A 25,282-nucleotide genomic window follows, 5' to 3' on the forward strand; every position below is an offset into this window, starting at 1 on the left:
ATGACGAGACGGTCAGCCGTCGAGGGACGTCCGGACCACCCACATCGAGAAGTACTGGGCGGCGCCGCCGTAGGCCTGGGCGAGGGCGACCCGGGCGCCGTCCACCTGGTGTTCCCCCGCCTGCCCGCGGACCTGCTGCGCCGCCTCGGCGAAACGCAGCATGCCGGACGCGCCGATCGGGTTGGACGACAGCACCCCGCCCGACGGGTTCACCGGGAAGCTGCCGCCGATCTCGGTCTCGCCACGGTCGACGAGCTTCCACCCCTCCCCCGGCCCGGCGATGTCGTGGCCTTCCAGCCACATCGGCTCGTACCAGGAGAACGGGACGTACAGCTCGGCGACGTCGATGTCGGCCAGCGGGTCGGTGATGCCGGCCTGGCGGTACAGGTCCGCCGCGCATTCGACGCCGCCACGCGGGCGGATCGGGTCACGGCCGGGGAACGACGACGGCTCGCTGCGCATCGCGGTGGCCGCGACCCAGGCCGGCGCCCGGCCGTCGGCGGCGGCTTCGAGGCCGCCCGCCTCGTCGGTCAAGACCAGGGCGCAGGCGCCGTCCGAGGACGGGCAGGACTCCAGCCAGTGCAGCGGGTCCCACAGCATCGGCGACTCGCGGACCTTCTCGATCGTGATGTCGGGCAGCCGCAGATGGGCGTACGGGTTCTTCAGCGCGTTGAGCCGGTCCTTGACCGCGACCTGCCAGCCGATGTGCTCCGGCGCCCCGCTGCGGCGGATGTAGGCGCGGATCCACGGCGCGAAGATGCCGCCAGCGCCCATGCTGCCGGACTTCCCGCCGCTCAGCCCCCACTGCGCGTTGCCCTCGGACTGCTTCTCGAAGGCGACCGCGAGCACCCGGCGGTGCGCCCGGGCGTGGATGAGGTGGGAGGCGACGATGGCGGTGGAGCCGCCGACGCTGCCCGCGGTGTGCACGCGCATGATCGGCTTGCCGGCGGCGCCGAGCGCGTCCGCCAGGTACAGCTCCGGCATCATCACGCCTTCGAACGCGTCCGGCGCCTTGCCGATCACGATCGCGTCGATGTCCCGCCAGGTCATCGCCGCGTCCTCCAACGCGCGCAGCGCGGCCTCGCGAACCAGGCCGGCGAGTGAGACGTCCTGGCGCTTCGTCCGATGGTGGGTCTGGCCGACACCGACCACCGCGCACGGCTCAGCGCTCACTGCGTACCTCCGGTCCTCCGGTCGTCGTCGTCTCGAGCAGGCAGACGAGGTTCTGTTGCAGGCACGGCCCGGACGTCGCATGGGCCACGGCACGCACGGCACCGCTCTCCCGGGTGGCACCGTTTCCCCGGGTGACACCGTTCCTCCGGGCGGCTGCGCGCTCGCGAGCGGCCCGGGCGGCCTCGGCGATCCGGACCAGGCCGGTCGCCATCACCGGGTTCGCCGCCAGCGCGCCGCCCGACGGGTTGATCTGGACGGCGTCGGGGTCGAGGCCGAGGGCCTCGGTGAGGATCAGCTCCTGGTGGCTGTAGGTCGCCGACAGCTCGGCGACGTCGACCGGCCCGTCGCCCACCCCGGCGGCCTCGCCGGCCAGCCGGGTCGACGTCGAGGTGGTGAGGTCACGCATACCGGGCTGGTGTGGTTCGACGCGGTGCTCGATCGCCCTGATCCAGACCGGGACGATGCCGTGCTCGGCGGCGAGCCGCAGCGCGACCGGGCGGGTGGCGAGCACCACGGCGCACGCCCCGTCCGTCACCGGCGGCAGATCGCTCGCACGTAACGGGTCACGCACGTACGGGGTGGCGAGCAGGTCGTCCGCCGTCTCGGTGCCGGAGACGACGGCGTGCGGGCTGCCGACGCCGGCGCGGCGGGAGCGGGCGGCCACCTCGGCGAGGTCGCGCTCGGTCGCCCGGCCCGCTTCGATCAGGGCCCGGGCCTGCAGTGCCGCGAACGTGTGCGGGTCGGCGCCGAGCGGCGCCAGGTAGTAGGGGTCGCCCTGCAGGGCCAGCACGATGTCGAGCTCGCCGGTGGACGACTTCCCGGAACCGAAGACGAGTGCCGTCTGTTCGGGGTCGGCACCGGTGTGCGGGGCGATCCGCAGCCGGATCCACGCCTCGTGCAGCGCCCAGGCGCCGTCCATCTCGACGTGGGATTCCCTGATGGGCGGCCAGGCGCCGACGGCGTCCAGGTTGGCGACGAAGGTGAACGTGCCGCCGGAGAGGTAGTCGCTGCTGCCGGAGCAGGTGAAGTCGATCTCCTGGCGGGTCAGGTGCGCGGCGGCGAGCGCCTCGGTCACGGTCGCGAGGCACAGCTGCACCTCGGTCTGCTCGGCGAACGACACCATCGGCGACACCGCGTAGCCCACGATGGCGACCTCGGGCTCGGCGGCGCCGGTCGTGTTGTCAGTCATCGTCAGAACACCCGCTCGATCGCGTCGGCGACGGCGACGTCCGGCTCGCCGGTCGGCCGCCAGCCTTCGATGACCCCGTCGACAGCGCCCCAGCCCCGGTTGGTCAGGGCGCTGGTGTCGCGTACCTCCGGCGGCAGCCAGGCAGCCGCCACCCGCATCCCGACCCGGACGTCGGCGTTGTCGACGTCGACGACGGCCTGCAGGCCCAGCAGCGCGTCGGCCTCGTCGAGCAGCACCGACACCCGCGCGAACGGCTCGGTCTCGCGCTGCCCGGGGTAGGGCACGGGCGTGACGATCGTGAAGTTGGTGACGACCCCGCGGTCGGGCAGCACGACGTCGTCGTCCGGGCCGAGCGGGACGGCGTCGATCGGGCAGAAGTCGCGCGGCGGGACGTAGACGAGGCCGCACCGGGTGCAGCGCTGCCCGAGCAGGACTCCGGCGAGCAGCGAGTCGGCGTACCGGGAGCCGGCCGGGGCGAGCCGTTCGACGTACCGCAGCGACGACGGGATCTCGACCACCGAGACCGGCTCCAGCGCCAGGGCCGGCTCCAGCGCCGGGGCGGGCTCGGCGGCCTCAGTCGGAGCAGCCGCCGCCGCCGGTTCCGCGGCACCGGCGGGAACGAAGCAGACGAGGTCGTCGAGGTGCCCGCGCGGGGTGTCGCACCAGCGTGGGACGACCCGCAGGCCGGTGCTCATCGCGGCCGGGTCACCGGCGTCGACGGCGTGGAACAGCGCGGTGTCGGCACCGTCGAGCTGGATGAGCGCGAAGGCGAAGGGATGGTCGAACGGGTGCGCGCGGGTCGGCTCGGGCACCCAGGTCCAGGTGCGCACCGTGCCCGCCGGGCCGACGTCGACCGGGGTGGGATCGCTGGCCTCGCCGGTCTCCGGGTCGTATTCGAGCGGAGGGACCAGCACCCGGCCGCCGGCACGCACGCCGGTCAGGCGGCGCTGGCCGAGGGCGGCCACGTAGCCGCCGACGACCGGTCCGAGGCTGCGCCGGTAGGGAAACTCGACCTTGCTCTCCAGCAGCCGTGCCACGTCTTTCGACCTCCCGTTGGCCGGTGGGTCCGTTCGCTGAGGGACGGTAGGGGCGGCAGTGCGTACGGTCAAGCGCTTGCTTGGGTAACACGAAACCGAGCAGGTCGGCCCGTAGGTGGCGGGTGGGCCGTTGCGCACCCATACGAGAACGTGTTTCATTATGTGACCCGAAGCACAACATCGGTAGTCCGTCGGGCGATCCGTCGGCCGCGGTCTCCCGCACGGACCGCACACGGCCCGGCCACCGCCGGCCGCCGTCGGCGACCACGCGGCTTCCACCACCCGGGCCGGGCGACGTCACAGAGAAACGGCAACCGGATGCACGAGTTCCTCGTCTTCACGATCAGTGGTCTCACCACAGCCGGCATCTACGCGATCACCGCCAGCGGACTGACGCTGACCTACGTGACAACGGGCGTGTTCAACGTCGCCCACGGCGCGACCGGCATGATCGCCGCGTTCGCCTACTGGCAGCTGCGCGTCGGCTGGGGCTGGCCCACGCCGGTCGCGCTGCTGCTGTGCGTCTGCGTGCTGGCCCCGGCGCTCGGCATCCTGATCGAGCGCCTCGTCATGCGGCGCCTGGACGGGACCTCACCGACGACGCGGCTGATGGCGACGGTCGCGCTGCTCGTCAGCCTGCTCAGCGCCGCGCAGTGGATCTGGGATCCGTCCGACTTCCGTGCCCTGAGCGAACTGTTCCCCGGCTCCGGCTTCACCGTGGCGGGTGTCGCGGTGCCCTACGACGACGTGCTCGTCCTCGGGCTCGCGGCGCTGGTCGCCGCCGGGCTGTGGGCGCTGCTGCACTTCACCCGGGTCGGGGTCGCGATGCGGGCGGTGGTGGACGACCGGACGCTCACCGTCCTCAACGGCGCCCGCCCGACGGCGACGTCCCGCCTCGCCTGGGCCGTCGGCACCTCGCTGGCGGCGCTGGCCGGGATCCTGGTCGCGCCGAAGCTGACGCTGTCCGCCATCCCGCTCACGCTGCTGATCGTCAACGCGTACGCGGCGGCGGTGATCGGCGGGCTGCGCAGCCTCCCGCTGACGTTCGTCGGGGCGCTCGTCGTCGGGCTGGCCAACGACTACGGCATCGGCTACCTACCGAAGATCCACACCGGCGCCCAGTACCTGACCGGCCTGGTCGCGATCATCCCGGTGGTGGTGCTGGCGCTGGCGCTGCTGGTGCTGCCGTCGTCCCGGCCGCGTGGCCGCCCGGCCGCCCGGATCCGGGAGATCACCCCGTCGCCGAGCTGGCCCGCGGCCGGGCTGCTGGTCGCCGGCACCCTGCTCGGGGCGGCCATCGCGGTCACCACCGTCACCGAGGCGGACCTGTTCTCCTCGACGCAGATGTGGGGGCTGGGCATCGTCGGGCTGTCGGTGGTGCCGCTGGTCGGCTACGCCGGTCAGACGTCGCTGTGCCAGCTCTCCTTCGCCGGGATCGGCGCGGTCGTCGTGGCGCACGCCGGCGCGGACGGCAACCCCCTCTCGCTGCTGCTCGCCGCGGCCGTGACGGCGCTGGTCGGCGCGCTGGTGTCGCTGCCCGCGCTGCGGCTGTCCGCCATCTTCCTGGCGCTGCTCACCGGCGCGTTCGCCGTCGCGCTCGACGGCTGGATCTTCCAGCTGCCGGCGTTCACCGTGTTCGGGCACCGGTTCGACCTGTTCGACGCCGGGTCGCTCACGTTCACCCGGTTCCACGCCTTCGGCGTCGACACCGCGGGCACCCGGCCCTACTTCGTCTTCGGCGCCGTCGTGTTCTGCCTGGTCATCCTCGGCCTGGTCGCGCTGCGCCGCAGCGATCTGGGGCAGCGCCTCATCGCGCGCAAGGAGAGCCCGACCGCCTGCGCGACCATCGGCGTCAACCTGCGCACGACGAACCTCGCCGTGTTCACGCTGTCCGCGGCCATCGCCGGGCTCGGCGGCGGCATCTACGCGGCCGGGCTGCAGTCGGCGACCCCGGAGACGTTCACGTTCGTCACCGGCCTGACCGTGCTGCTGATCGTGGTGGTGGCGGGGGTCAGCTCGCTCGGCAGTGGTCTCGCGGTGGCCCTGCTGCTGGGGACCTCCAGCCTGTCGAACGCCTTCGGTGGTGACGCGACGAGGATCACCGCGACCGCGGTCGGGCTGTCCGCGATCGCGCTGGCCGCGAACCCGAACGGGCTGATCCCGGGCTTCCTGCGGCCCGCGTTCGCCCCGGTCGCCCGGGCCCCGGGCGTCGCGGTCGCCGGGCTCGGGGTGCTGGTCCTGCTCTGGGCGGCCCGTCTGGTGGACCTCATCGACGGCTACTCACTCGTGCTCGGCGTCCTGCTGCTGGCGGCGGCGGTGCCGGTGCTCGCCGCGATGGTCGCCGGCAGCCGGCTCGCCGCCCGCCAGGACGGGCCGTCGTCCGGCACCGGCGGACTGCCGGACGGCGGCCTGTCCGAACCGCTGGAGTGGCTCGGCCTGCGGGGGCAGGTGGGGCGGGCGGACATCGCGGCCGTCGACCGGGCGCTCGGCCTGCCGGAGGTGGCCCATGCCCGCCCCTGAGACCAGCCCCACCCCTGAGACCAGCCCCACCTCCGACTCCAGCCCCGCCTCTGACGTCAGCCCCACCTCTGACGCCAGCCCCGGCCCCGCGGCTTCGTCCAGCCCCGCCCTTGAGGTGCTCTCCGTTCTCGAGGTCGACGGCATCACCGTCCGCTACGGGGCACACGTGATCCTGGGCGGGATCAGCCTGGCGGTGCCCGCCGGGCGGGTGACCGGCCTGATCGGTCCCAACGGGGCGGGCAAGACGACGTTGTTCAACGTCATCACCGGTCTCCTGACACCGACGGGCGGCAGCGTCCGGCTCGGCGGGCACCAGCTCGCCGGCCTCGCCCCGCACGAGCGGGCCCGCCTGGGCATGGCCCGCACCTTCCAGCAGCTGGAGCTGTTCGGGCAGCTCACCGTCCTGGAGAACGTGCTGATCGCGGTGCGCATGCGCGAACGATGGACCAGAAGCCGCAGGCACAGCGCCCGGCTCGGCGGCCGGCACAGCGCCGACGGCGCGGGCCGCCCCGCCGGCGCGCGCCCCGCCGGGGGGCGGGCCGAGGCGGCGGCGATCGTCGCCCGGGTCGGGCTCACCGCGGTCGCGGACGAACGTGCCGACTCCCTGCCCACCGGGCTGGGGCGGCTGGTCGAGCTGGCCCGGGCCCTCGCGATCCGTCCGTCGGTGCTGCTGCTGGACGAACCGGCGTCGGGGCAGGACGGCCAGGAGACCGCGAGGTTCGCGGCGCTGCTGCGGGAGCTGGCCGCCGACGGCATGGCCATCCTGCTCGTCGAGCACGACATGGACCTGGTGATGGATGTGTGCGAACACCTCTACGTCCTCGACTTCGGGGAGCTGATGGTGGCCGGCAGCCCGGCGCAGGTGCGGTCCGACCCACGGGTGCGCACCGCCTACCTCGGTGACACCGGATCGGACCAGCTCGTCCGGGAACCTCGGTGAGCGCCGCCCGGTCGCAGCCGCCGCTGCTGACGCTGCGCGGCGTCGAGGCCGGCTACGGCGCCATCACGGTGCTGCACGGCATCGATCTCGAGGTCGCGGCCGGCGAGGTGCTCGCCGTGCTCGGGCCCAACGGGGCGGGCAAGAGCACCACGCTGCGGGTGGCCGCCGGGCTGCATCGTCCGTCCGCGGGCGATCTGCTGCTCGACGGGCGGCCGGTGACCGGCGCGGACCCGGTCGCGCTCGCCCGCAGCGGCCTGTGCCTGATCCCGGAGGGGCGCGGGATCTTCCCCACGCTCACCGTCGGGGAGAACCTGCGGATGGTGACCTACCGGGGGGTTTCCCGGGCGGAGGTCGAGCACCGGGCGTTCACCGCGTTCCCCCGGCTCGCGCAGCGGCGGCGCCAGCGTGCCGGCACCATGTCCGGCGGCGAGCAGCAGATGCTCGCGATGGCCCGCGCGATCGCCGGCGACCCCGCCGTCCTGCTGCTGGACGAGCTGTCCATGGGGCTGGCGCCGCGCATCGTCGGGGAGCTCTACGACAAGGTCCGCGAGATCGCCGCGACCGGCGTGACCATCGTCGCCGTCGAGCAGTTCGCGGCGGCGGTGCTCGGGGTCGCGACCACCGCCGTGGTGTTGGCGGACGGACGGATCGTGCTCGCCGGCGCACCGGACGACATCCGAGGCGAGCTGCAGGGCGTGTACCTGGGCGGGCCAGACCACCGCGACGACGTGTTGACGGAGAGGGCATGAGCGCCGAGACGACCACGAGCACGAGCACCGCCGCGAACACCATGAACACCGCGGCCACCCCGACGAGCACCGCTTCTGCGACAGACCCGTCGGACCGGTCCGACCGGTCCGACCGGTTCCGCGCCGAGCTCACCCGGCTGCGCATCCGCGACCCGCGGACCCGCCTCGACGCCCAGCTGCTGCGCCTCGGCGTGGTCCTGATGGCGCTCGGGATCCTCCTCGCGATCTTCGGCTACACCATCTCGCACGCGACCACGAACCCGTTGCAGCAGCGGGACGCCCTCAACATCTCGCTGATCGGCGTCTGCGTGACGGTCACCGGGACGGCGCTCTTCCTGCGCTACTCGCTGACCGGCTTCCTGCGCTTCTGGCTGGCCCGCATCCTGTTCGAACAGCGGGAGCAGCACGAGCAGCGGGAGCTGCAGGCCGGTCTCGCCGAGCGGGGCGGGGCGGGCTGAGATGCACCTCGCGTACACACCCGAACAGGAGAAGCTGCGCGCCGAGCTGCGTGACTACTACGCCGAGCTGATCGACGCCGACACCCGGGCCGCCCTCGACGCCGACCTCACCGGGCCGGTGATGCGCCGGCTCGTCCGCCGGATGGGTGCCGACGGCTGGCTCGGTCTCGGCTGGCCCGCCCGCTACGGCGGGCGCGGGCTCGGCCATGTCGAGCAGTTCATCTTCTTCGACGAGTCGCTGCGGGCCCGGGCACCGGTGCCGATGCTGACGATCAACACCATCGGGCCGACGCTGATGCAGTTCGGCACGGACGCGCAGCGGGAACGGTTCCTGCCCGCGATCCTCGCCGGCACGGTCCATTTCTGCGTCGGCTACAGCGAGCCGGAGGCCGGCACCGACCTGGCGTCGCTGCGCACCACCGCCGTCCGCGACGGCGACAGCTACGTCATCAGCGGGTCGAAGCTGTGGACGAGCTACGCCCAGACCGCCGACTTCTGCTGGCTGGCGGTCCGGACGAACCCGCATGTGCGCAAGCACCGCGGGATCTCGATCCTGATCGTGCCGATGGACACCCCCGGCATCACCGTCAGCCCGCTGTCGCTGCTCGGCGAGCACGAGATCGCCGCCGTGCACTACGACCAGGTGCGGGTGCCGGCGGCGAACCTCGTCGGCGGCGAGGACAACGGCTGGACGGTCATCACCAACCAGCTCAACCACGAGCGGGTGACGCTCGCGAGCCCCGGCATGGTCGACAGCGCGCTGACGGACGTCCGGCGCTGGGCCGCGAGCACCCTGCTGCCCGACGGCCGCCGTGTCATCGACCAGGAGTGGGTGCGGGCGAACCTGGCCCACGCCTACGCCGGGTTCTCCGTGCTGCGCCTGCTCAACTGGAAGGTCGCCGCCGACGGCGAGCGCGGCGTGCTGGACGTCGCCGACGCCAGCGGCATCAAGGTCTTCGGCACCGAGCACTACCTCGACGCCCTCACGCTGCTCATGGAGATCGTCGGCGAGCCCGGCTACCTGCGGGCCTCGTCACCCGGCGCCGTGCTCGCCGGCCGGCTGGAGTCGCTCTACCGCGGCCTGGTGATCCTCACCTTCGGCGGTGGCGTGAACGAGCTGCAGCGGGACCTGATCGCCCAGTTCGGCCTCGGGCTTCCCGTCACCCGCTGACGCGTACCGACGCGCGTCGACTCCGCTGACACCGCTGACTCCGCTGACGCCGCTGACACCGCTGACTCCCGCCGACGTCCGGAAGGACCATGACCGTGGACTTCACCCTGAGCGAGCCGGAGCTGGCGGTCGACGAGCTCGCCGGCCGCCTGTTCGGCGACCACACCTCCCCGGAGCGGCTGCGGGCCGCCGAGGAGGGCGCCGATCCCCCCTTCGACCGCGACCTGTGGACCGCGCTCGCCGACGCCGGCCTGCTCGGAACCGCTGTTCCGGAGGAGGCGGGCGGTCTCGGCCTCGGTCTGGTCGCGCTCGCCCGGCTGCTGGAGCACGCCGGCCGGACGGCGGCGCCGGTCCCCGCCCTGGCCACCCTCGGATACGCCGTGCCCCCGATCGTCCGCTTCGGGACACCGGCCCTGCGGGACGCCCTGCTGCCCGGGGTGCTCGACGGCTCCACCGTGCTGACGGCGGCGCTGGCCGAGCCGCTCGGCGACCCACGCCGCCCGGCGACGACCGCCCGCACCGAGGCCAGCGGCGCGGGGGCCGAGGGCAGCGGCGGCCCGGGCGGCGGCGGCGCGGGGGCCGGCTCGGGCGGAGGCTGGGTGCTCTCCGGGACGAAGACCTGCGTCCCGGCCGGCATGATCGCCGACGCGATCCTGGTGTCGGCGACGACCGAGACCGGCGCCGGGCTGTTCCTCGTCGACCCGGCTGCCCCCGGCGTGACCCGGCGGGCACAGCGGACGATCGCCTGGGCCGTCGAGGCCGAGCTGGAGCTCACCGACGTCCGGGTGGCGCCCGCCGCGGCGGTCGGCCCACCCGACACCAGCGCGCTCGACTGGACCCTCGCCCGGGCGACGACCGCGAGCTGCGCGGTGATGGCCGGCGTCGTCGACGAGGCGCTGCGCCTCACCTCGCTGCACACCCGCACCCGCGAGCAGTTCGGACATCCGATCGCGGGCTTCCAGGCGGTGCGCCAGCGCCTCGCCGACGGGTTCATCGACGCCCGGGCCATCCGGTGGACGGCCGCGGAGGCGCTGTGGCGGCTCGACGAGGGACTGCCCGCGGCGAAGGAGGTCGCCGTCGCGAAGCTCGTCGCGGCGAGCGGCGGGCGGCGGGTCACCCGGGCCGCGCAGCATCTGCACGGCGCGACCGGCGTCGACCGCGCCTACCCGGTGCACCGCTGCTACGTGCTGGCCAAGCAGCTGGAGCTCGCCCTGGGCGGGGTCAGCCGCCAGGCCGCCGCGCTCGGCGCGCTGCTCGCCGACGAGCCCCTGCCAGCCTGACCGGCCCGGCGCACAGCCCGAGCGCACCCGCGCAGCCCCACCTCCGTCGATGTCGATTGGTGCGAAGACATGTTCCTGGACTACACGCCGGAACAGCTGGCGCTGCGCCGGCGGCTGCGGGCGTACTTCGCCGAGCTGCTCACCCCCGCCGACCGCGCCGACCTGGCGTCCCCGGCTCTGTCCCCGGCCCCGGCCACGGCCACGACCACGGCCACAGCCCTGGCCACGTCCCCGGCGACCGCGAGCGTGACGTTCCGCCGGATCGTCCGCCGGCTCGGCGCGGACGGCTGGCTGGGCCTCGGGTGGCCGGTCGAGTACGGCGGCCAGGGCCGGCCCGCGACCGACCAGTACGTCATGTTCGACGAGGTGCAGCGGGCCGGCGTCCCGTTCCCGTTCGTCACCGTGAACACGGTCGGGCCGACGCTGATGCGGTTCGGATCGGATCAGCAGAAGGAGCGGTACCTGCCCGCCATCCTGGCCGGTGAGTCCGTCTTCGCGATCGGCTACAGCGAACCGGAGGCGGGCACCGACCTCGCCTCGCTGCGGACGTCCGCCCGGCTGGAAGGCGACGAGTGGGTGGTGCGCGGCGGGAAGGTCTTCACCTCGGGTGCCAACCACGCCGACCACATCTGGCTGGCCGCCCGGACCGACCCGGACCTGCCCCGCCACCGGGGCATCTCCATCCTCCTCGTGCCGACCGCGCAACCGGGCTTCCGATGGACGCCGATCATGACCGTGGGCGGTGTGATGACGACGGCGACCTACTACGACGACGTGCGCGTCCCGGCGGCGAACCTGGTCGGTGAACGGGGCGGCGGCTGGCGCATGATCACCACCCAGCTCAACCACGAGCGGGTCGGCCTCGCCGCGCTCGGCGGCCACGCCTGGCGCATGTGGGGCGAGGTGCGCCGCTGGGCGCTGGCCACCCCCGACCCCACCCCCGCCGCCGGCGCGCCCGCGGGCGCGCGCATCGCCGACCGGCCGTGGGTGCGCGCCGACCTGGCGCGGTGCTTCGCCCGGCTCGAGGTGATGAAGCTGCTCAACTGGCAGATGGCCACCACGATCGCGACCGGTGAGCTGCGCCCCGCCGACTCAAGCACCGTGAAGTTCTACGGCACCGAGACGCACGTCGAGGTCTACCGGCTGCTGCTGGGAATCCTCGGCGCCGGCGCCTGGCTGCGCACCGGCTCCCCCGGCGCCCTGCTGGCCGGCGAGATCGAACGCGCCGCGCGGGCCGCGCAGATCAACACCTTCGGCGGAGGAGTGAACGAGGTGCAACGGGAGATCGTCGCGAGCGCCGGGCTCGGCATGGCCCGCCGGGCCAGGTGACGCCGCGATGGACCTGACCTTCGACGAAAGCCAGGACGCGCTGCGCGAGCTCGCGGCGGAACTGTTCGCCAAGCGGTCCCCGGTCGCCCGGGTGGCGGCGGTCGAGGCGACCGAGGAGCGCGTCGACCGTGACCTGTGGGCCGATCTCGGCGCCGCCGGCCTGCTCGGGGTGGCCCTGCCCGAGGAGCTGGGCGGCGCCGGCCTCGGCCTGGTCGAGGCCGCCATCGTCTGCGTCGAACAGGGCCGCGTCGTCGCCCCCGTCCCCCTGCTCTGGACGATCGCCGCTGCCCGCGTGCTCGCGCACGCAGCCCCGACCCCGGGCCCGGCTGCGGTCGCTGCGGCGTCCGGCCCGAACTCCACCCAGCCCCTCGGTTCCGCGGAACCGCAACGCCACTCCGGCTCCGCGGAACCGGCCCAGCCCGGCGGTTCCGCGGAACCGGAGCGCCCGGCCTGGGCGGAGGACATCCTGGCGCTGCTGCGCAGGGTGGTCGCCGGCGAGGTGATGCTGACCTGCGCACCGGAGCAGGTCGCCGCACCGCTGCGGGTGACCGCGACCGGCCCCGCCGCCGGTCGGGTGAGCGGACGGATCGCCGGGGTGCCGTACGCCCATGTCGCCGAACGCATCCTGCTGCCCATCGGCGCCGACGGGTGGCTTCTCGACCCGTCGAGCCCCGGCTGCGCTGTGCGATCGGGTCCGTCCACCAGCGGTGAGCTGCACGGTGAGTTGGAGCTCACCGACGTGCCCGCGCTGCGCCTGCCCGGCGCTGCCACCGACCTGCGGGCGCATCTGCTGGTGTTGCTCGCCGCCCTCGCCGCCGGGGTGACAGCGGCGGCGCTGCAAATGGCCGCGGAGCACACCTCGACCCGCACCCAGTTCGGCCGCCCGCTGTCGACGTTCCAGGGCGTGGCGCTCAAGGCCGCCGACGCCTACGTCGACACCGTCGGCATCTCCGCCACCGCCATGCAGGCCGCCTGGCGCCTCGACCAGGGCCTGGACGCCACCGCCGAGATCCTCACCGCGGCCTGGTGGGCCGCCGAGGCCGGCCAGCACTGCGTCCACCTCACCCAGCATCTGCACGGCGGCCTCGGCGCCGACATCTCCTACCCCGTCCACCGCTACTTCCTCTGGGGCAAACAGATCGAGCTGCTCACCGGCGGCGCCTCAGCCCTGCTGAGCGAACTCGGCGATGCCCTCGTACACCTGGAAAACCCCGGCGACGCCTGCTGAACCGACTTTCCCCCAGAGAGTGGTTGCCAGACGGCCCTGCTGTTCCCAGACCTGACGCTGATCAGGTCCACCTTGTCCGCCAACGCGACCAGCGCACCCCTGAGCGCTGGCCCAGGGCAGTGACGTGGGCCTTGCTGCCGGACACGGTCCGCGGCCAGCCCTAACGGCTCAGAGCACCGGCGTGGGCGGTGACAGCGGAAATCACCTGGTCGGGAGTCGCCCCGCGCAGCAGTTTCAAGTCGATAAGCATATCGCATTTCAGTGCCGGGTGGTACCAAATTCCAAAGTAGTAGCGCAACGAATAGGAGTCTCGTACAACCCATTTCAGAAGTCCGCGACGCACCCATCCCAGGTGCCGGTTCCGGAGCGCCCATCCTGCGGTCGGCCAGACCGCCAGCACCTCGCGCTTCCCCAGCCTGACGACGCTCACGCTCACCAGATCCTGCCACGCAATATCATAACGTCGTCCACCCGCCCTGACGTGCAGGCCGTCGGGTGCCATGGACAGTTCCAGCCGGGAACTACCATAACAAAATTGCCACAACCCGGACACAAGCGGAATAATTGTGAGAATTGCCCATAAGGTGCCGCCGACGATGTTGCCGACAACATCATCGGTGGCCATGGGCTCATGCCGAGCCACCGAAACCGCAACATTTACCAGCCCTATCACAAACAGGACTAACAGCGGTATGGCGATGCCGAGCAGCAGGGAGCCAGCCAGGAACATTTTTCGGCGATTTCCCGGAAAAACATAGGTTTCGACTTCGGCTTCCCGAGCGACTTCGGTATCGGGAGGCGCGATCCGAGGACGGTGGGTCGGTACCCGTGCGGCGACCTCGGTCTCACGTGCCGAGACCAGTCGGGTGATGTCCTCCGGCCAGACAACCGGCCCTGAGGGCAGGCGGTCCACGAACATCCGAAGCAGCGCATCGGGGGCTGGCCGCTCCGCCGGATTCTTCACCAGGCATTGGCGAAGAAGATCGCCGGGCGCTGTGGGCACCCCCGTCAGATCCGGCTCGCCGTGTACAACCCGGAACAGCAGCGCCGCCGGATCGCCCGAGCCGAACGGGCCACGCCGGGTCGCGGCGAAAACGAGTACCGCGGCGAAGGAGAAAACGTCGCTCTGGGGACCGGCGTGAGCGCCCGCCGCCTGCTCTGGGGACATGTACGCAGGAGTCCCAAGAACACCACCAACCCGAGTCAGTGACGTCTGCTCCATCGCCCGCGCGATGCCGAAATCAATGACACGCGGCCCGTCACTGGCGAGCAGAACATTACTCGGCTTCAGATCGCGGTGCACAATGCCGACCCGGTGGATGGCAATAATTGCCTCCAACATGCCGGCAGCCAGCCGGCAGAGCACGGCCTCCGGTAATGTTCCATACCTGACGATGGCCTCATGCAGGGAGGGACCGGGAACATACAAGGTGGCCAACCAGGGCATGACACCCGTGAGATCAAAGTCAACCACTGGAGCGGTGAACGCCCCGCTGACAAGACTGGCCGCCTCCACCTCCCGTTGGAAACGATGACGGAATTGGCCGTCGCTCGCCAGATCCGGTCGCACCACCTTGACCGCGATGAGTCGACCCGAAGGTGAACTGGCCAGGTAGACGCGCCCCATCCCGCCCTCACCGATACGGGCCCGCAGAGTGTACGGACCGATCGTCGAGGGGTCTCCGGACTCAAGTGGTTGCATATAGACAAAAGATGATCATCATGGTACTCCGATGTAGACAGGGACCCATCCCCTACGAGGTGGGTGGCTAGAAGTCGGCGTCAACTGGCCACATAGAATATCTCCCAAACCCGAGCCAGAAGCTCCTGGATCCGACCTGTACGTCGGGTTTCCTCACGGCATCAAGACACGCCTACGTCATCGGGCTCGCCGAGCGCCTCGACATCAGGCAACTGGCGACCACCGACCGCCGTCGCTTCCTGGCTGCGACCCGGCGTCACAGCCCCGGCTTCGAACTGCTACCCGTCTGACACCCACATTGCGGTGGCCTTCCCAGCGCGGTGTGCGCGGTGGGGCGGCGCTGGGCGACAAGCACGCGCGGCGGCTCGCCGGCGTAACGCACGACCTCGCGGGTGAGGTGGCTCTGGTCGGCATAGCCGTGCCGGGCCGCGACCTGGGCGAGCGGGAACCGCCTGAGGTCAGCCGCCGCGTGTTCGAACCGGACCACGGCCGCGGCGGCCTTGGGCGTCAGTCCGACCTGCTCGCGGAAGCGGGCGGCGGCGTGCCGCCCGCTCCAGCCGGTGCTCTCGATGAGCTGGCCGATCCGGGCCTGCCCTTCGGACGCCTGGATCCGCTCCCACATCCATGTCACGAACGGCTCCGGTTCGCGTTCGACCACGGCGAGCCGTAGCAGTGCGTCTTCGGCGAGGGCGAGCCGCTCGTCCCATGACCCCGCCACGGCGAGCCTCTCGGGCAGCGATCCCGCGAGTGTCGGCGAGGCGTCGCCCAACGGCAGGACGCGGCCGGCGAGGTCGCGTCCGGGCAGGCCGAGGAGCCGGTACGCGCCGAGCGGGGTCAGATAGACCTGCACACATCGCTGGCTGTTCTCGAAGCGAGTCGTCGCATGCCCCCGCATGAAGCCGGCCACGAAGGAGCCATGCCGGCCGACGCCCTCGCCGTCGGACAGGGCGACCACCTCGAGCGGGTCGCCGAAGGACAGCACCAGCGGCAGCAGGCTCCCGGCCGGCTGCCGGCGCTCGACCGGGCGGTCAGCGCGTTGCTGGTAGCCGACGATTCCCGCGACCAGCCCGGCGAGGGCGGGGTGCGCGGGACGCCGGACGAGCTCGGGCGCTGTTGCCGCCATAAGGCGAGTATCGGCGGTCAGTTTTCTTCAAGCCATCACCGGCCCTGCCACGGCAGCATCACCGCTGATGCGCCAACCCCAGGCACAGCACGGCTCCGGTGACCACAACGGCGGCGCGGCATGCCGACCTCGGCGGTCGCCGCATCGAGAGTGTGTGAACGATCGAGGATGGGAGAGATGACATGCGCGGGCTGGCAGCTGTCGAGTTCCTCAGCGTCGACGGTGTGATGCAGGGTCTCGGTTCTCCCGACGAGGACCGGGATGGTGGATTCGAGCACGGCGGCTGGGGTGTTCCGTATGGAGAGGTGCTGCACGAGGTGATCGATCCGGCTGGGCTCGGCGGGACCTCGGCGTACCTCTTCGGGCGCCGGACCTACGAGAAGATGGCCGCGTTCTGGCCTTTCCAGCCGAACGACAACCCCATGGCTGCGGCTCTGAACGCCACACCCAAGTACGTCGCGACCAGGACGCTGAGCGCTCCGCTTGGCTGGAAGGGGGCCGAGCCACTCGAAGATGATCTGGTCACCGCCGTGACCCGGCTGAAGAACACCGCGGACCGCGGGGACATCGTGGTACTTGGCAGTGGGGCCGTGGTTCGGCAGCTGATGGAGGCCGATCTCGTCGACGAACTGCGGCTGTTCGTGCACCCGCTGCTGCTCGGGACGGGGAAGCGGCTGTTCGGAGGCCTGCCGGCACCACGGCCACTCCGGCTCATCGGAAGCGGCATCACAAGCAGGGGAACGGCCGCTCTCACCTACACCGTCGAGGGCCGCCGCACCGCCACCACGAGTGCATAGGCCCTCCAGAGCGGTCGAGGCCGAGGCCGCCATCTGAAGAGCAAGCGCTTGGTGGGGCATAATCCCGGCATGGCTCGAAGTTCAGTGTCGTCGCCCGACCAGCCAGCTCGCCGCCCGCGCCAGAGTGCGGCGGTGCCGGCGGGCGACGCCGGGCCCGCGCCAGCGGAGGGCGGCCGGCGCAACGCTGCGGGTCGGCGAGCTGGCGGTGGCCGGGCCGCCGGGTCGGGCGAGTCGGAGCGCCGCGCGGCGATCGTCGGGCTGGCCGCCGACCTGTTCGCCGAGCGCGGCTACCGGGCCACCACGGTACGCGAGATCGCCGACGCGGCCGGGATGCTTTCCGGCAGCCTGTACCACCATTTCGACTCCAAGGAGTCGATCATCGACGAGCTGCTGTCCAGCTACCTGGACGATCTGCACCGCGAATACGAGGCCATCGTCGAGCGGGGCGGGACGGCCATCGACCAGATCGACGGTCTCGTGCGGGCCGCGTTCTCCTCGGTGGCCCGGCACCGCGCCGCGGTCACCGTCTTCCAGAACGAGCGGGTGCACCTCATCCAGCTTCCGCGCTTCGCCTATCTGACCGCCGCCGAGCAGTCGACCCAACGGCTGTGGATGAAGGTGCTGCGCGACGGCATCGCGGCCGGCCAGCTGCGCGCCGACCTGGACCCGAAGATCACCTACCGGCTCCTGCGCGACTCGGTCTGGGTGTCCGTCCGGTGGTACTCCCCCAGCGGGCGGCTGTCACCCGACCAGCTCGCCGACCACTTCCTGCGCATGCTCCTGGACGGAATCCGCCCGCACGGCCCGGCCACCGACGCAGACGACCTACCGCCCACCACTCCCTGACGCCCCCGGCGCCCAGCTCATCCCAAGAGTGGCGCATTCTCGTCGTTCCAGAGCCCGTAGCAGAATCCTGAGACGCGGCGGATCCGGGCCACCAGCCTGGGCGTGGCGGAGCCGCGCCGATGGAACGCCAACCCCACCCGCACGCCCACGCATCGAGGGTCCCGCACCGCCGCGCAGCGCCAGCAATTCGCCTTAATAGGGACGAAAGGGGCGTGGTCCCCGCCTGACAACTCGCAAGAGTGAAGGATTTTGGTCGTTGGAGAGCCTGTCGCAAATTGAGGTGTCACTACCCGGGTGATCATGTTTTGTCCGGGATGATCGGGTTTATGGCGCGTGGGTACCGGCCGGTCCGGCGGGATCAGTTGTTCCTGCTCCCGCCGGACATGACCGACTGGCTCCCGGACGATCATCTGGTGTGGTTCCTGCTGGATCTGGTCGCCGAGCTCGATACGTCGGGGTTGCACGCCCGGTACCGCACGGGTGGGGTCGGGCGGGCGGCGTACGACCCGGACATGCTCCTTGCTCTGGTCGTCTACGCCTGGTCGCAGCAGGTCCGCTCGTCCCGGCGGATCCAACGGCTGTGCGAGGTCGATGTCGCGTTCCGGCTGATCTGCGCCGGTGACCTCCCGCACCATGCCACGATCTCCCGGTTCGTCGCGGGCTGCCAGGACACGGTGGCCGGGCTGTTCACCCAGGTGTTGGCGTTGTGCGCACGAGCGGGACTGGTCCGCCTCGGCCTCGTCGCGCTGGACGGCACGAAGATCGAGGCGAACGCGTCGCTGGGAGCGAACCGGACCCGGACCGGGATCGACCGGGAACTCGCCCGCCTCGCGGAGAACATCGTGGCCGAACAGGTCGCCACCGACACCGCGGAGGACACCCTGTTCGCCGACCGGGTCGGGGACGAACTCCCCACCGAGCTCACCGACCGGACCAGCCGCCGGGCCCGGCTACGGGCCGCGCTCGACCACCTCGACCGGCGCGACGGACCCGACGACGAGGACGAACCCCCCGCACCCCGACCGGAGGTGATCGCCACCGGCCGCCGGGGCGCCGGGCGGCCCGGCGCCGGCGTCGACCGGGTCACCGAGGCGCGGGCGGTCCACGCTCGGGTCCTGGCCGAGGTCCGCGCCCACCACGACCAGGCCACCGCCCGGCGGGAAGCGAGAACCGCGGCAGGGCGGCGGGCCGGCCGCCGGCCGGTCCCACCCGAGGAACACCACCGGGTCCGCGCCGCCGCCGCCGTTCTCGCCGCCGCCGAGGCCGCCGCCGCACGTGCGGAGAAACCCCAGGCCGACCGGCCGGCCCGACACGTCAACGTCACCGATCCGGACAGCCGGGTCATGCCGACCCGGCGCGGGTGGATCCAGGGCTACAACGCCCAGCTCGTGGCCTGCTCCGGTCAGGTCATCCTCGCCGCCGACGTCACCGACCAGACCAACGACGTCGCCCAGTACCTCCCGATGGCCGACGCCGCCCAGACCGCCACCGCGGCCCTGCCCGTGAGCCTGACCCGCGGCCGGCCGAGGGGTATCGGGCTGATCGTCGCGGACAGTGGCTACTGGTCCCCGCGGGCCGCGACCCATCCCGGACCCGACCGGCTGATCGCGACCGCCAGCCGACGCACCCTGACCCGCCAGCCGATCCCGGACGGGCCACCCGACATCGACGCCACCACCCGGGAACAGATGACCCGCAGGCTCCTCACTCCCGACGGGCGTGAGAGCTACAAGCAGCGCGGCGCGACCATCGAACCCGTCAACGGACAGATCAAGGACGTCACCGGGCTCCGCCGGTTCCGTCGCCGCGGCATGGCCGCGGTCCGCGCGGAACTCGTCCTGACCTGCACCATCCACAACCTGCTCAAACTCCACCGCGCCACCGGCCCCCGCCCAGCCACCAGCTAAGCGGGGCCCGGCCTCGGCCGGCGGCAGGTCACCAGACCCGCACACCCAACGATCACCCGAATCCCCGCCACCAATTTGCTACAGGCTCTGGAACGACAGAAATCCTTCACTCTTGCGGCTCGCCAAACCGAGGCCTCAGGCCACCGGGTTCTCAGCGGTCCGGCCGCGTTGACGATGGAGCGCGAGCCCCCACTCACCAACTAACGATCTTGGCCGCGTCAATCCGGGACAGGCTCTCCCGTGACCAGAATCCTTCACGCTTCAGCTCGACCCCTCGACCGTCTGCACGCCCCGACAAGAAGCCGCAGGTCAGGGGCAGCCCGGCGGAATAATTCCACGACCAGCATTCGACTACACCGTGATCAAGATCACAAATCATTGCCCCCAAATGCTGGCGACGCAATCCTTGGCGCTGGTTCAGCCATCTCTGCACCGGAGCGGAAGTGAGAGCCGGATGAAACGCGCCATGCGCTATTTCGTCGTTGTCGTCGGAGCTATGGCGGTAGCGCTGTCGGCGGGGTGCGGCGGCGACGGCGCGACGGTCACCGCAGCCGGTGGGACGACTAGCGCAGCCAGTACCGCTGTGACGGCCACCGCGCCCAGCGCAGGGGTTACCGCAGCCAGTACGGTACCGCCGGCCGGAAACACCGACCCTTTGTGCACCAGGGTCGACGTGCCGGCTGAGCTGCTCAGAATTCGTGCGGGCAAGCGCGAGTTGGCGACGGCGCCGCCGCCGAAGCTTTCGGCCACATCCGAGCCACAGACGACGAACAGCGGCGACTACGCCTACGCCTCACTCCCCATAGACCTCAGCGGGCCGGGGCGGTACACGCTCAGGTTCGGCCCGGTCGACGACTTCTTTGATGTGCCAAGGATAATACCGATGGTCGCCTTCCAGCAGGCAGACGACTTCACCGGCCAAGTAAGTCATGCGGGCGGCCTTGCGATGGTCACCGATCCCGACGGTAAGCGTTACCTGAAAACCGACGTGGAGATCAAGGAAGTCCGGCCATGCACGTCATTTGTAATGTTCATTTCATAGTTGCCGGTAACGGATCTCCGGGACGCGGCTGGTCGGTTCGGTCATCCGTGTACTCGGGTTCAGCCAGCGGCGGCCGTGAGCGCGGGCAGGACCTTGTCGGTGTAGAGGTGCAGGCTCTCCCAGCCGTCGGCAGGTGGCAGGCCGCCGACGAGCGGATGCAGGACCATCGTGTCCATCGGCCCGGCCGCCTGTGCGCGTTCGACGCACTCAGCCGGGGTCAGCACCTCGTAGACGCCCTCGGCGCGCAGCTCGTCGACGGTGTCGGCGTGTGAGCGGACCGCCGAGGTCTGGCCGGGCTGCTGCCAGGAGGCGTAGGCGCGGGCCTCGTGCAGGAAATGGTGGCCGAGCCGCGCCCAGGCCCGGTCGGGGTCGTCGGCGAGGAACGTCAGCCGGGTCCTCTCCGGCGGCATGATGACGAAGCCGGACGTCCCGTGCGCGGCGAGCTGCTCGGTGTAGTAGGCGGCGAGCGCGGGGTCGTTCTTCGGCATGCAGAACGGCAGGCCGAGGCGGGCGGCCCGGCGTGCCGACACCGGCTTCCCGCCGCCGACCCACACCAGCGCGGAGGGGGCGCGCCGCGGCACCGGGGTAAGCCGCACCTGCCGGCCCTCATGCTCGAACGGCTCGCCCGACCAGACGGCGAGCAGGGTTTCCAGGGCTTCGTCGAGCGCCCGGCCGCGGGCCTTCCAGTCCCGGCCCAGCGCTGTGTACTCCTCCGGCCGGTATCCGAGACCGGCGACGATGGTGAGCCGCCCACCGCTGGCGAGGTCGAGCACCGCGAGCTCTTCGGCGAGCCGTGGCGGGTCGTACAGCGGCACCAGCAGCGCCTGGATGATCACCCGCAGCCGGGACGTCGCGCCCAGGATCATCGCCGCGTTCAGCAGCGGCGCGGGGCTCCAGCCGTCACCGGATGCATGATGTTCCTCCAGGCTCACCAGGTCGATGCCGTGCGCGTCGGCATGGCGGGCCATCTCGATGCCCGCGGAGTAGGCGGCGGAAAGGGCGGCCGGGTCCAGGCCGGGCACGGCGAAGTTGAAACGCAGCACGGTGAGCACGCCGACTCCTCTCGGATGATCCGTCTCGGGTCAGCGGCCGGTGTAGACGGGGGGACGGCGTTCGGAGAAGGCGCGGGTGCCCTCCTTGGCGTCCTCGGTGGCGAAGACGGGCAGGCCGATCTCCAGCTCGCGGGCCAGCGCCTCCGTCTCGGGCAGCCCCTCGGTCTCCCGCACCGAGCGCTTCACCGCCTGCACGGCCAGCGGGGCGTTGGCGGCGATGCGCTCGGCGACCCGCAGGGCTTCGTCGAGGGCCTTGCCATCCGGGACGACCCGGCTGATCAGGCCGATGTCGGCGGCCTCGGCGGCGGTGATCGTCTCGCCGGTGAGCAGCAGCTCCATCGCCCGCGCGTAGGGGATCTGCCGGCGCAGCCGGACCGTCGACCCGCCGAGCGGGAAAAGCCCGCGGGTGACCTCGACGACGCCGAACGTGGCGCTCTCGGCGGCGATCCGGACGTCCGTCGCCTGCAGGATCTCCGTGCCGCCGGCGACGGCGGGCCCCTCGACCGCGGCGATCAGCGGCTTGGCCAGCTGCTTCGAGCGCAGCAGGGCGCGCCAGGCGATGCCGGTGTCCTCCCGGAAGCGTTTCGCGGCTCCGTCGGCACTCACCGCGTTGTTCATCGCCTTCAGATCGGCGCCGGCGCAGAACACCCCGCCGGCTCCGGTGAGGACGGCGACGCGGACCGCCGGGTCGGCGTCGATCATCTCCCAGGCGTCGGCAAGACCCACGATCATGGATGGTGACAGGGCGTTGCGTGCCTCGGGCCGGTTCATCGTCACCACGACGACGGGGCCCGAGCGCTCGACCACAAGATGTTCGCTCATCATGTCCTCCACGGTTCGTCTGCCACGGTGGAGCGCGCTGCCGCCGACCGGCCCCACGGCGCGGCCCCAGGCTAGAACACGTACTAGTTTCTGTCGCCCACCATCACGAGAGTCCCTGGTGAGCAGGGTGTTGCGGGATCCGTCCCGGTTGCCCGGTTCGTCGTCCACGGTCGAAGGCGGCACGCTAACGTCGAAGATCTGACGGGTAGTCAGGTCCGTCGGAGTCGTGCAAGTGGAAGGGGAACAGGCGTGCCCGAGACAGTCACCCCGCTGGCCGGCGTCCGCATCATCGAGTGCTCGATGCTCGGGCCCGCCGCCGTCACCACCGCGCTGGCCGACCTCGGCGCCGAGGTCATCAAGGTCGAGCCGCCCCAGGGCGACTACGTGCGGTCGATGACCTGGCCGATCGTCGACGGGACGTCCCTCATGCACCTGCATGTGAACCGGGGGAAGCGCGGGATCGTGCTGGACCTGCGCACCCCCGGCGGGCACGCGGTGTTCCTCGACCTCGTCCGCGGGGCCGACGCGGTGGTGGAGGCGATGCGCCCGGGTGGGCTCGCCCGCCGCGGCCTCGGCTTCGACGCACTGCGGGCGGTGAACCCGGCGATCGTCCTGCTGACGATCTCCGGCTATGGCCTGACCGGCCCGTACAAGGACTACCCAAGCCACGGAGTCGCGTACGACACCTGGGCCGGAGTGGTAACCCCCGTCGTCGACGACGACGGTTTCACCGCCATTCCCGAGCACGTCTCGCTCGGTATCAACGCCGGCCCGCTCTACGGTTCGCTGGGCGTTCTCGCGGGCATTCTGGCCGCCCGGTCCACCGGTGTCGGGCGGTGGCTGGAGGTCGCCCAGTCCGACGCGGCGGCCGCCGTGGACTGGCTGCGCTCGGAAACCCACCGGGCCTACGAACGCCCGGCGGACGAGGTGACCGGAAACGCCTCCGACGGCGGGCGCCGCCGCCTTCCCGGCACCGCCGGAATGGCCGAGGGCGTCCGTTACAACATCTACGCGACCAGCGACGGCCACATTCTCTTCATGGCGTCGGAACGGGAGTTCTGGAAGAACTTCTGCGTCGGGGTGGGCCGCGCCGACCTGTTCGACCGCTATCCCGGGGAGCGTTACGCCGACCACGCCGCCGGGAACACCGCCCTGCGCCGGGAGCTGCGGGCCGTCTTCCTGACCCGCACCAGCGCGGAATGGATCGCCTTCGGCGGGCGGGTGAACACCCCGATCGCCCCGGTAAACACCCCCCGCACGCTCGCGGACGACCCCCAGTTCGCCGACCGGCTGCCCTGGATTCCCAAGGAAAGCCTCGGCGCCGACCAGCTGCCGATTCCCATCAGGATCGTCGACGGCGACCTTCCGCACCCGGCCCGCGCGCCGCGGGTCGGCGAGCACACGGCCGAGGTGCTGCGCGACGTCCTCGGCTACGACGACGCGCGGATCGACCGTCTGCGGGCCGAGGGCGCGCTCGGCCGTGGCGGCGCTCGGGACGACACCCCGAACCGCCAGCACACCCCGAACCCCGAGGGCGCACCGAACCCGTAGACCGCGCAGGACGGGCAGGCTCGCTCGCCCCGCTGAGCCGCGGCGGGGCGAGCGAGCCTGGCACGGCTCAGCCGGCGGCGGCGGTCGATGCGTCGTCACCCGGTTGCGTCGTCGCCGAGCTGCGCCGCCCGCTGACGGGTGGTGCTGTGCACCGGGTCCCGGTCGAAGATCGGCAGGACGTGCCGGCCGAACACCTCGACGGCCTCGCAGGCCACCTCGACCGGCATCGTCGTCGACAGCATGCCGAAGGTGAGCTGGTCGGCGCCGATGTCGGCGTAGGTGCGCACCGCCCGCTCACACTCTTCCGGGTCACCGATGACGATGTGGCCGGCCCCGATCGCGAGGTCGAGCAGCTCGACGGTCGGCTCGGGCAGCACCTGCGGCCAGTCGGGAATGTAGGCCGGCTTCGGGAAGGTGTCGAGGTACCGGTACACGAGGCTGTTCTGGTAGCTCATCGTGATGTCGGTGGCGATCTCCCGGGCCCGGGCGCCGTCCTCCAGGCAGAGCATCTGGCTGGTGACCATGACGTTGTTGTTGACGTACCCGCCGACCGGCTCGGCCTTCTCGATGTTCTTCTTGTAGATCTCGATGAGCGGGGCCAGCTGGTCGGGGGTTCCGTGCGCGAAACAGAGCACACCGAGCCCCATCCGCGCGGCCTTCTCGAACGTCCCGGGATTTCCCGCCGCCACCCACATCGGCGGATGCGGGCGGGTGTGCGGCTTCGGCAGGACGTTCCGTGCCGGCATCGAGAAGAACTCGCCGTCGTGTTCGTACTCGCCGTCCGCCCACATCTTCGGCAGCTCGGCGACGACCTCGTCGAACATCTTCTTGGTCAGGTCCGGGTCGGTGATCCCGAAACCGCGCTGCTCGGTGGTGGACGAGCCACGCCCCATACCAAGCTCGAAACGCCCGCCGGAGAGATGGTCGAGCATCGCGGCCCGCTCGGCGATGCGGGCCGGGTGGTTCACCGGCGGCGTGATGTTGAAGATGCCGCTGCCGATGTGGATGCGTTCGGTGACCCCGGCGAGGTAGGCCAGAAAGCTCTCGTTCGCCGACAGGTGCGAGTACTCGTCGAGGAAATGGTGCTCGGTGGCCCAGGTGTACTTGAATCCGGCCCGGTCCGCGGCCCTGGTCCAGGTGACCTCGTCCATCAGCCGGTTGTGCTCCGCGCCCAGCGGGTCGCGTTCCGACAGCCGGCGCGGCAGGTAGAGCGAGTTGAAGATCCCGAATTCCATGGCCGGACCACCTCTCACCGTTCGACTGACGGCCGCGGCGCGACGCGCGCGGCCCACCCGGCGCGGCCCAGCCCAAGCGGCCGACCCGAGCCCCGCCGATCTGACGCCCCGTCCGGAAATCGCGGCTCGGC

At 71.7% G+C, this 25,282-nt stretch carries 21 protein-coding genes and 1 pseudogene; 14 read left to right on the forward strand and 8 right to left on the reverse strand.

The genetic code is table 11. From position 1 onward, the window contains the following. Positions 1-12: 12 nt before the first annotated feature. The 3 genes from ACG83_RS01130 to ACG83_RS01140 are packed head-to-tail and all read right to left on the reverse strand — an operon-like array spanning position 13 to position 3,399. Positions 13-1,173 (reverse strand): thiolase domain-containing protein, encoded by a 1,161-nt coding sequence (locus ACG83_RS01130; protein ID WP_054564295.1) that lies wholly within the window; start codon positions 1,171-1,173, stop codon positions 13-15. Continuing rightward, positions 1,163-2,362: a lipid-transfer protein gene (locus tag ACG83_RS01135; RefSeq protein WP_054564296.1), complete on the reverse strand. Its 1,200-nt coding sequence runs from the start codon at positions 2,360-2,362 to the stop codon at positions 1,163-1,165. The genes ACG83_RS01130 and ACG83_RS01135 overlap by 11 nt, the downstream gene beginning before the upstream one ends. Before the next feature lie 2 nt (positions 2,363-2,364). Next, positions 2,365-3,399, reverse strand: coding sequence for a Zn-ribbon domain-containing OB-fold protein (locus ACG83_RS01140; RefSeq protein WP_054564297.1), 1,035 nt, complete (start codon positions 3,397-3,399; stop codon positions 2,365-2,367). Positions 3,400-3,717: 318 nt separating this feature from the next. Here ACG83_RS01140 and ACG83_RS01145 point away from each other — a divergent pair, with 318 nt between their 5' ends. The 9 genes and pseudogenes from ACG83_RS01145 to ACG83_RS01180 all read left to right on the forward strand — a co-directional run bounded on the left by ACG83_RS01145 (position 3,718) and on the right by ACG83_RS01180 (position 13,074). Beyond that, on the forward strand, positions 3,718-5,919 hold the full coding sequence (locus ACG83_RS01145; protein ID WP_054564298.1) for an ABC transporter permease: 2,202 nt from the start codon (positions 3,718-3,720) through the stop codon (positions 5,917-5,919). Positions 5,920-6,088: 169 nt separating this feature from the next. Beyond that, a pseudogene (locus ACG83_RS47840) lies at positions 6,089-6,595 on the forward strand (ATP-binding cassette domain-containing protein); the annotation flags it as partial. A gap of 162 nt (positions 6,596-6,757) precedes the next feature. Next, entirely contained in the window at positions 6,758-6,859 is a 102-nt protein-coding gene (locus ACG83_RS47845; protein ID WP_369812861.1) for a hypothetical protein, read from the forward strand. After that, the gene (locus ACG83_RS01155) at positions 6,856-7,608 is read left to right on the forward strand and encodes an ABC transporter ATP-binding protein (RefSeq protein WP_054564299.1); all 753 of its coding nucleotides are present in this window, start codon (positions 6,856-6,858) and stop codon (positions 7,606-7,608) included. The genes ACG83_RS47845 and ACG83_RS01155 overlap by 4 nt, the downstream gene beginning before the upstream one ends. After that, positions 7,605-8,066: a hypothetical protein gene (locus ACG83_RS01160; RefSeq protein WP_054564300.1), complete on the forward strand. Its 462-nt coding sequence runs from the start codon at positions 7,605-7,607 to the stop codon at positions 8,064-8,066. Before ACG83_RS01155 ends, ACG83_RS01160 begins: the two co-directional genes overlap by 4 nt. A gap of 1 nt (position 8,067) precedes the next feature. Then, positions 8,068-9,237 (forward strand): acyl-CoA dehydrogenase family protein, encoded by a 1,170-nt coding sequence (locus ACG83_RS01165; RefSeq protein ID WP_054564301.1) that lies wholly within the window; start codon positions 8,068-8,070, stop codon positions 9,235-9,237. 89 nt (positions 9,238-9,326) lie between these two features. Beyond that, positions 9,327-10,517 (forward strand): acyl-CoA dehydrogenase family protein, encoded by a 1,191-nt coding sequence (locus ACG83_RS01170; RefSeq protein ID WP_054564302.1) that lies wholly within the window; start codon positions 9,327-9,329, stop codon positions 10,515-10,517. Positions 10,518-10,586: 69 nt separating this feature from the next. Next, positions 10,587-11,846 (forward strand): acyl-CoA dehydrogenase family protein, encoded by a 1,260-nt coding sequence (locus tag ACG83_RS01175; RefSeq protein ID WP_054564303.1) that lies wholly within the window; start codon positions 10,587-10,589, stop codon positions 11,844-11,846. Positions 11,847-11,853: 7 nt separating this feature from the next. Continuing rightward, positions 11,854-13,074 (forward strand): acyl-CoA dehydrogenase family protein, encoded by a 1,221-nt coding sequence (locus ACG83_RS01180; protein ID WP_054564304.1) that lies wholly within the window; start codon positions 11,854-11,856, stop codon positions 13,072-13,074. A gap of 160 nt (positions 13,075-13,234) precedes the next feature. On the opposite strand, the gene ACG83_RS01185 is transcribed toward ACG83_RS01180, so the two are convergent. Both ACG83_RS01185 and ACG83_RS01190 read right to left on the reverse strand, forming a co-directional pair. Further along, positions 13,235-14,776, reverse strand: coding sequence for a serine/threonine-protein kinase (locus ACG83_RS01185; protein ID WP_054564305.1), 1,542 nt, complete (start codon positions 14,774-14,776; stop codon positions 13,235-13,237). Between the two features lie 256 nt (positions 14,777-15,032). After that, positions 15,033-15,899: a helix-turn-helix domain-containing protein gene (locus ACG83_RS01190; protein ID WP_054564306.1), complete on the reverse strand. Its 867-nt coding sequence runs from the start codon at positions 15,897-15,899 to the stop codon at positions 15,033-15,035. Between the two features lie 182 nt (positions 15,900-16,081). Between ACG83_RS01190 and ACG83_RS01195 the strand changes: the two genes are divergently transcribed. The 4 genes from ACG83_RS01195 to ACG83_RS43765 all read left to right on the forward strand — a co-directional run bounded on the left by ACG83_RS01195 (position 16,082) and on the right by ACG83_RS43765 (position 20,491). Beyond that, the gene (locus ACG83_RS01195) at positions 16,082-16,696 is read left to right on the forward strand and encodes a dihydrofolate reductase family protein (protein ID WP_054564307.1); all 615 of its coding nucleotides are present in this window, start codon (positions 16,082-16,084) and stop codon (positions 16,694-16,696) included. 69 nt (positions 16,697-16,765) lie between these two features. Beyond that, positions 16,766-17,542 carry a TetR/AcrR family transcriptional regulator gene (locus tag ACG83_RS01200; protein ID WP_083472955.1) on the forward strand — a complete coding sequence of 259 codons (777 nt, stop codon included), beginning with the start codon at positions 16,766-16,768 and terminating at the stop codon, positions 17,540-17,542. A gap of 326 nt (positions 17,543-17,868) precedes the next feature. Then, entirely contained in the window at positions 17,869-19,449 is a 1,581-nt protein-coding gene (locus ACG83_RS01205) for a transposase (protein ID WP_054564590.1), read from the forward strand. 358 nt (positions 19,450-19,807) lie between these two features. Further along, positions 19,808-20,491, forward strand: coding sequence for a hypothetical protein (locus tag ACG83_RS43765; protein WP_131830962.1), 684 nt, complete (start codon positions 19,808-19,810; stop codon positions 20,489-20,491). A gap of 59 nt (positions 20,492-20,550) precedes the next feature. On the opposite strand, the gene ACG83_RS01215 is transcribed toward ACG83_RS43765, so the two are convergent. Both ACG83_RS01215 and ACG83_RS01220 read right to left on the reverse strand, forming a co-directional pair. Continuing rightward, the gene (locus tag ACG83_RS01215) at positions 20,551-21,543 is read right to left on the reverse strand and encodes an LLM class flavin-dependent oxidoreductase (RefSeq protein ID WP_054564310.1); all 993 of its coding nucleotides are present in this window, start codon (positions 21,541-21,543) and stop codon (positions 20,551-20,553) included. A 30-nt stretch (positions 21,544-21,573) separates the two neighbouring features. Continuing rightward, on the reverse strand, positions 21,574-22,365 hold the full coding sequence (locus ACG83_RS01220; protein WP_054565330.1) for a crotonase/enoyl-CoA hydratase family protein: 792 nt from the start codon (positions 22,363-22,365) through the stop codon (positions 21,574-21,576). Positions 22,366-22,614: 249 nt separating this feature from the next. On the opposite strand from ACG83_RS01220, the gene ACG83_RS01225 reads away from it, so the two are divergent. Next, positions 22,615-23,916 carry a CaiB/BaiF CoA-transferase family protein gene (locus ACG83_RS01225; protein ID WP_054564311.1) on the forward strand — a complete coding sequence of 434 codons (1,302 nt, stop codon included), beginning with the start codon at positions 22,615-22,617 and terminating at the stop codon, positions 23,914-23,916. 95 nt (positions 23,917-24,011) lie between these two features. Here ACG83_RS01225 and ACG83_RS01230 read toward each other — a convergent pair whose 3' ends face one another. Next, positions 24,012-25,151, reverse strand: coding sequence for an LLM class flavin-dependent oxidoreductase (locus ACG83_RS01230; protein ID WP_054564312.1), 1,140 nt, complete (start codon positions 25,149-25,151; stop codon positions 24,012-24,014). Positions 25,152-25,282: the final 131 nt, after the last annotated feature.

The sequence above is a fragment of the Frankia sp. R43 genome, from assembly GCF_001306465.1.
GTDB classification, from domain to species: Bacteria; Actinomycetota; Actinomycetes; order Frankiales; family Frankiaceae; genus Parafrankia; species Parafrankia irregularis.

Coding starts and splice junctions, on each gene's coding strand:
- ACG83_RS01230 (WP_054564312.1), bottom strand. CDS start 25,151: ATGGAATTCGGGATCTTCAACTCGCTCTACCTGCCGCGCCGGCTGTCG.
- ACG83_RS01180 (WP_054564304.1), top strand. CDS start 11,854: ATGGACCTGACCTTCGACGAAAGCCAGGACGCGCTGCGCGAGCTCGCG.
- ACG83_RS01190 (WP_054564306.1), bottom strand. CDS start 15,899: ATGGCGGCAACAGCGCCCGAGCTCGTCCGGCGTCCCGCGCACCCCGCC.
- ACG83_RS01185 (WP_054564305.1), bottom strand. CDS start 14,776: ATGCAACCACTTGAGTCCGGAGACCCCTCGACGATCGGTCCGTACACT.
- ACG83_RS01205 (WP_054564590.1), top strand. CDS start 17,869: ATGGCGCGTGGGTACCGGCCGGTCCGGCGGGATCAGTTGTTCCTGCTC.
- ACG83_RS01200 (WP_083472955.1), top strand. CDS start 16,766: ATGGCTCGAAGTTCAGTGTCGTCGCCCGACCAGCCAGCTCGCCGCCCG.
- ACG83_RS01160 (WP_054564300.1), top strand. CDS start 7,605: ATGAGCGCCGAGACGACCACGAGCACGAGCACCGCCGCGAACACCATG.
- ACG83_RS01170 (WP_054564302.1), top strand. CDS start 9,327: ATGACCGTGGACTTCACCCTGAGCGAGCCGGAGCTGGCGGTCGACGAG.
- ACG83_RS01175 (WP_054564303.1), top strand. CDS start 10,587: ATGTTCCTGGACTACACGCCGGAACAGCTGGCGCTGCGCCGGCGGCTG.
- ACG83_RS01220 (WP_054565330.1), bottom strand. CDS start 22,365: ATGAGCGAACATCTTGTGGTCGAGCGCTCGGGCCCCGTCGTCGTGGTG.
- ACG83_RS01135 (WP_054564296.1), bottom strand. CDS start 2,362: ATGACTGACAACACGACCGGCGCCGCCGAGCCCGAGGTCGCCATCGTG.
- ACG83_RS01195 (WP_054564307.1), top strand. CDS start 16,082: ATGCGCGGGCTGGCAGCTGTCGAGTTCCTCAGCGTCGACGGTGTGATG.
- ACG83_RS47845 (WP_369812861.1), top strand. CDS start 6,758: ATGGTGGCCGGCAGCCCGGCGCAGGTGCGGTCCGACCCACGGGTGCGC.
- ACG83_RS01145 (WP_054564298.1), top strand. CDS start 3,718: ATGCACGAGTTCCTCGTCTTCACGATCAGTGGTCTCACCACAGCCGGC.
- ACG83_RS01165 (WP_054564301.1), top strand. CDS start 8,068: ATGCACCTCGCGTACACACCCGAACAGGAGAAGCTGCGCGCCGAGCTG.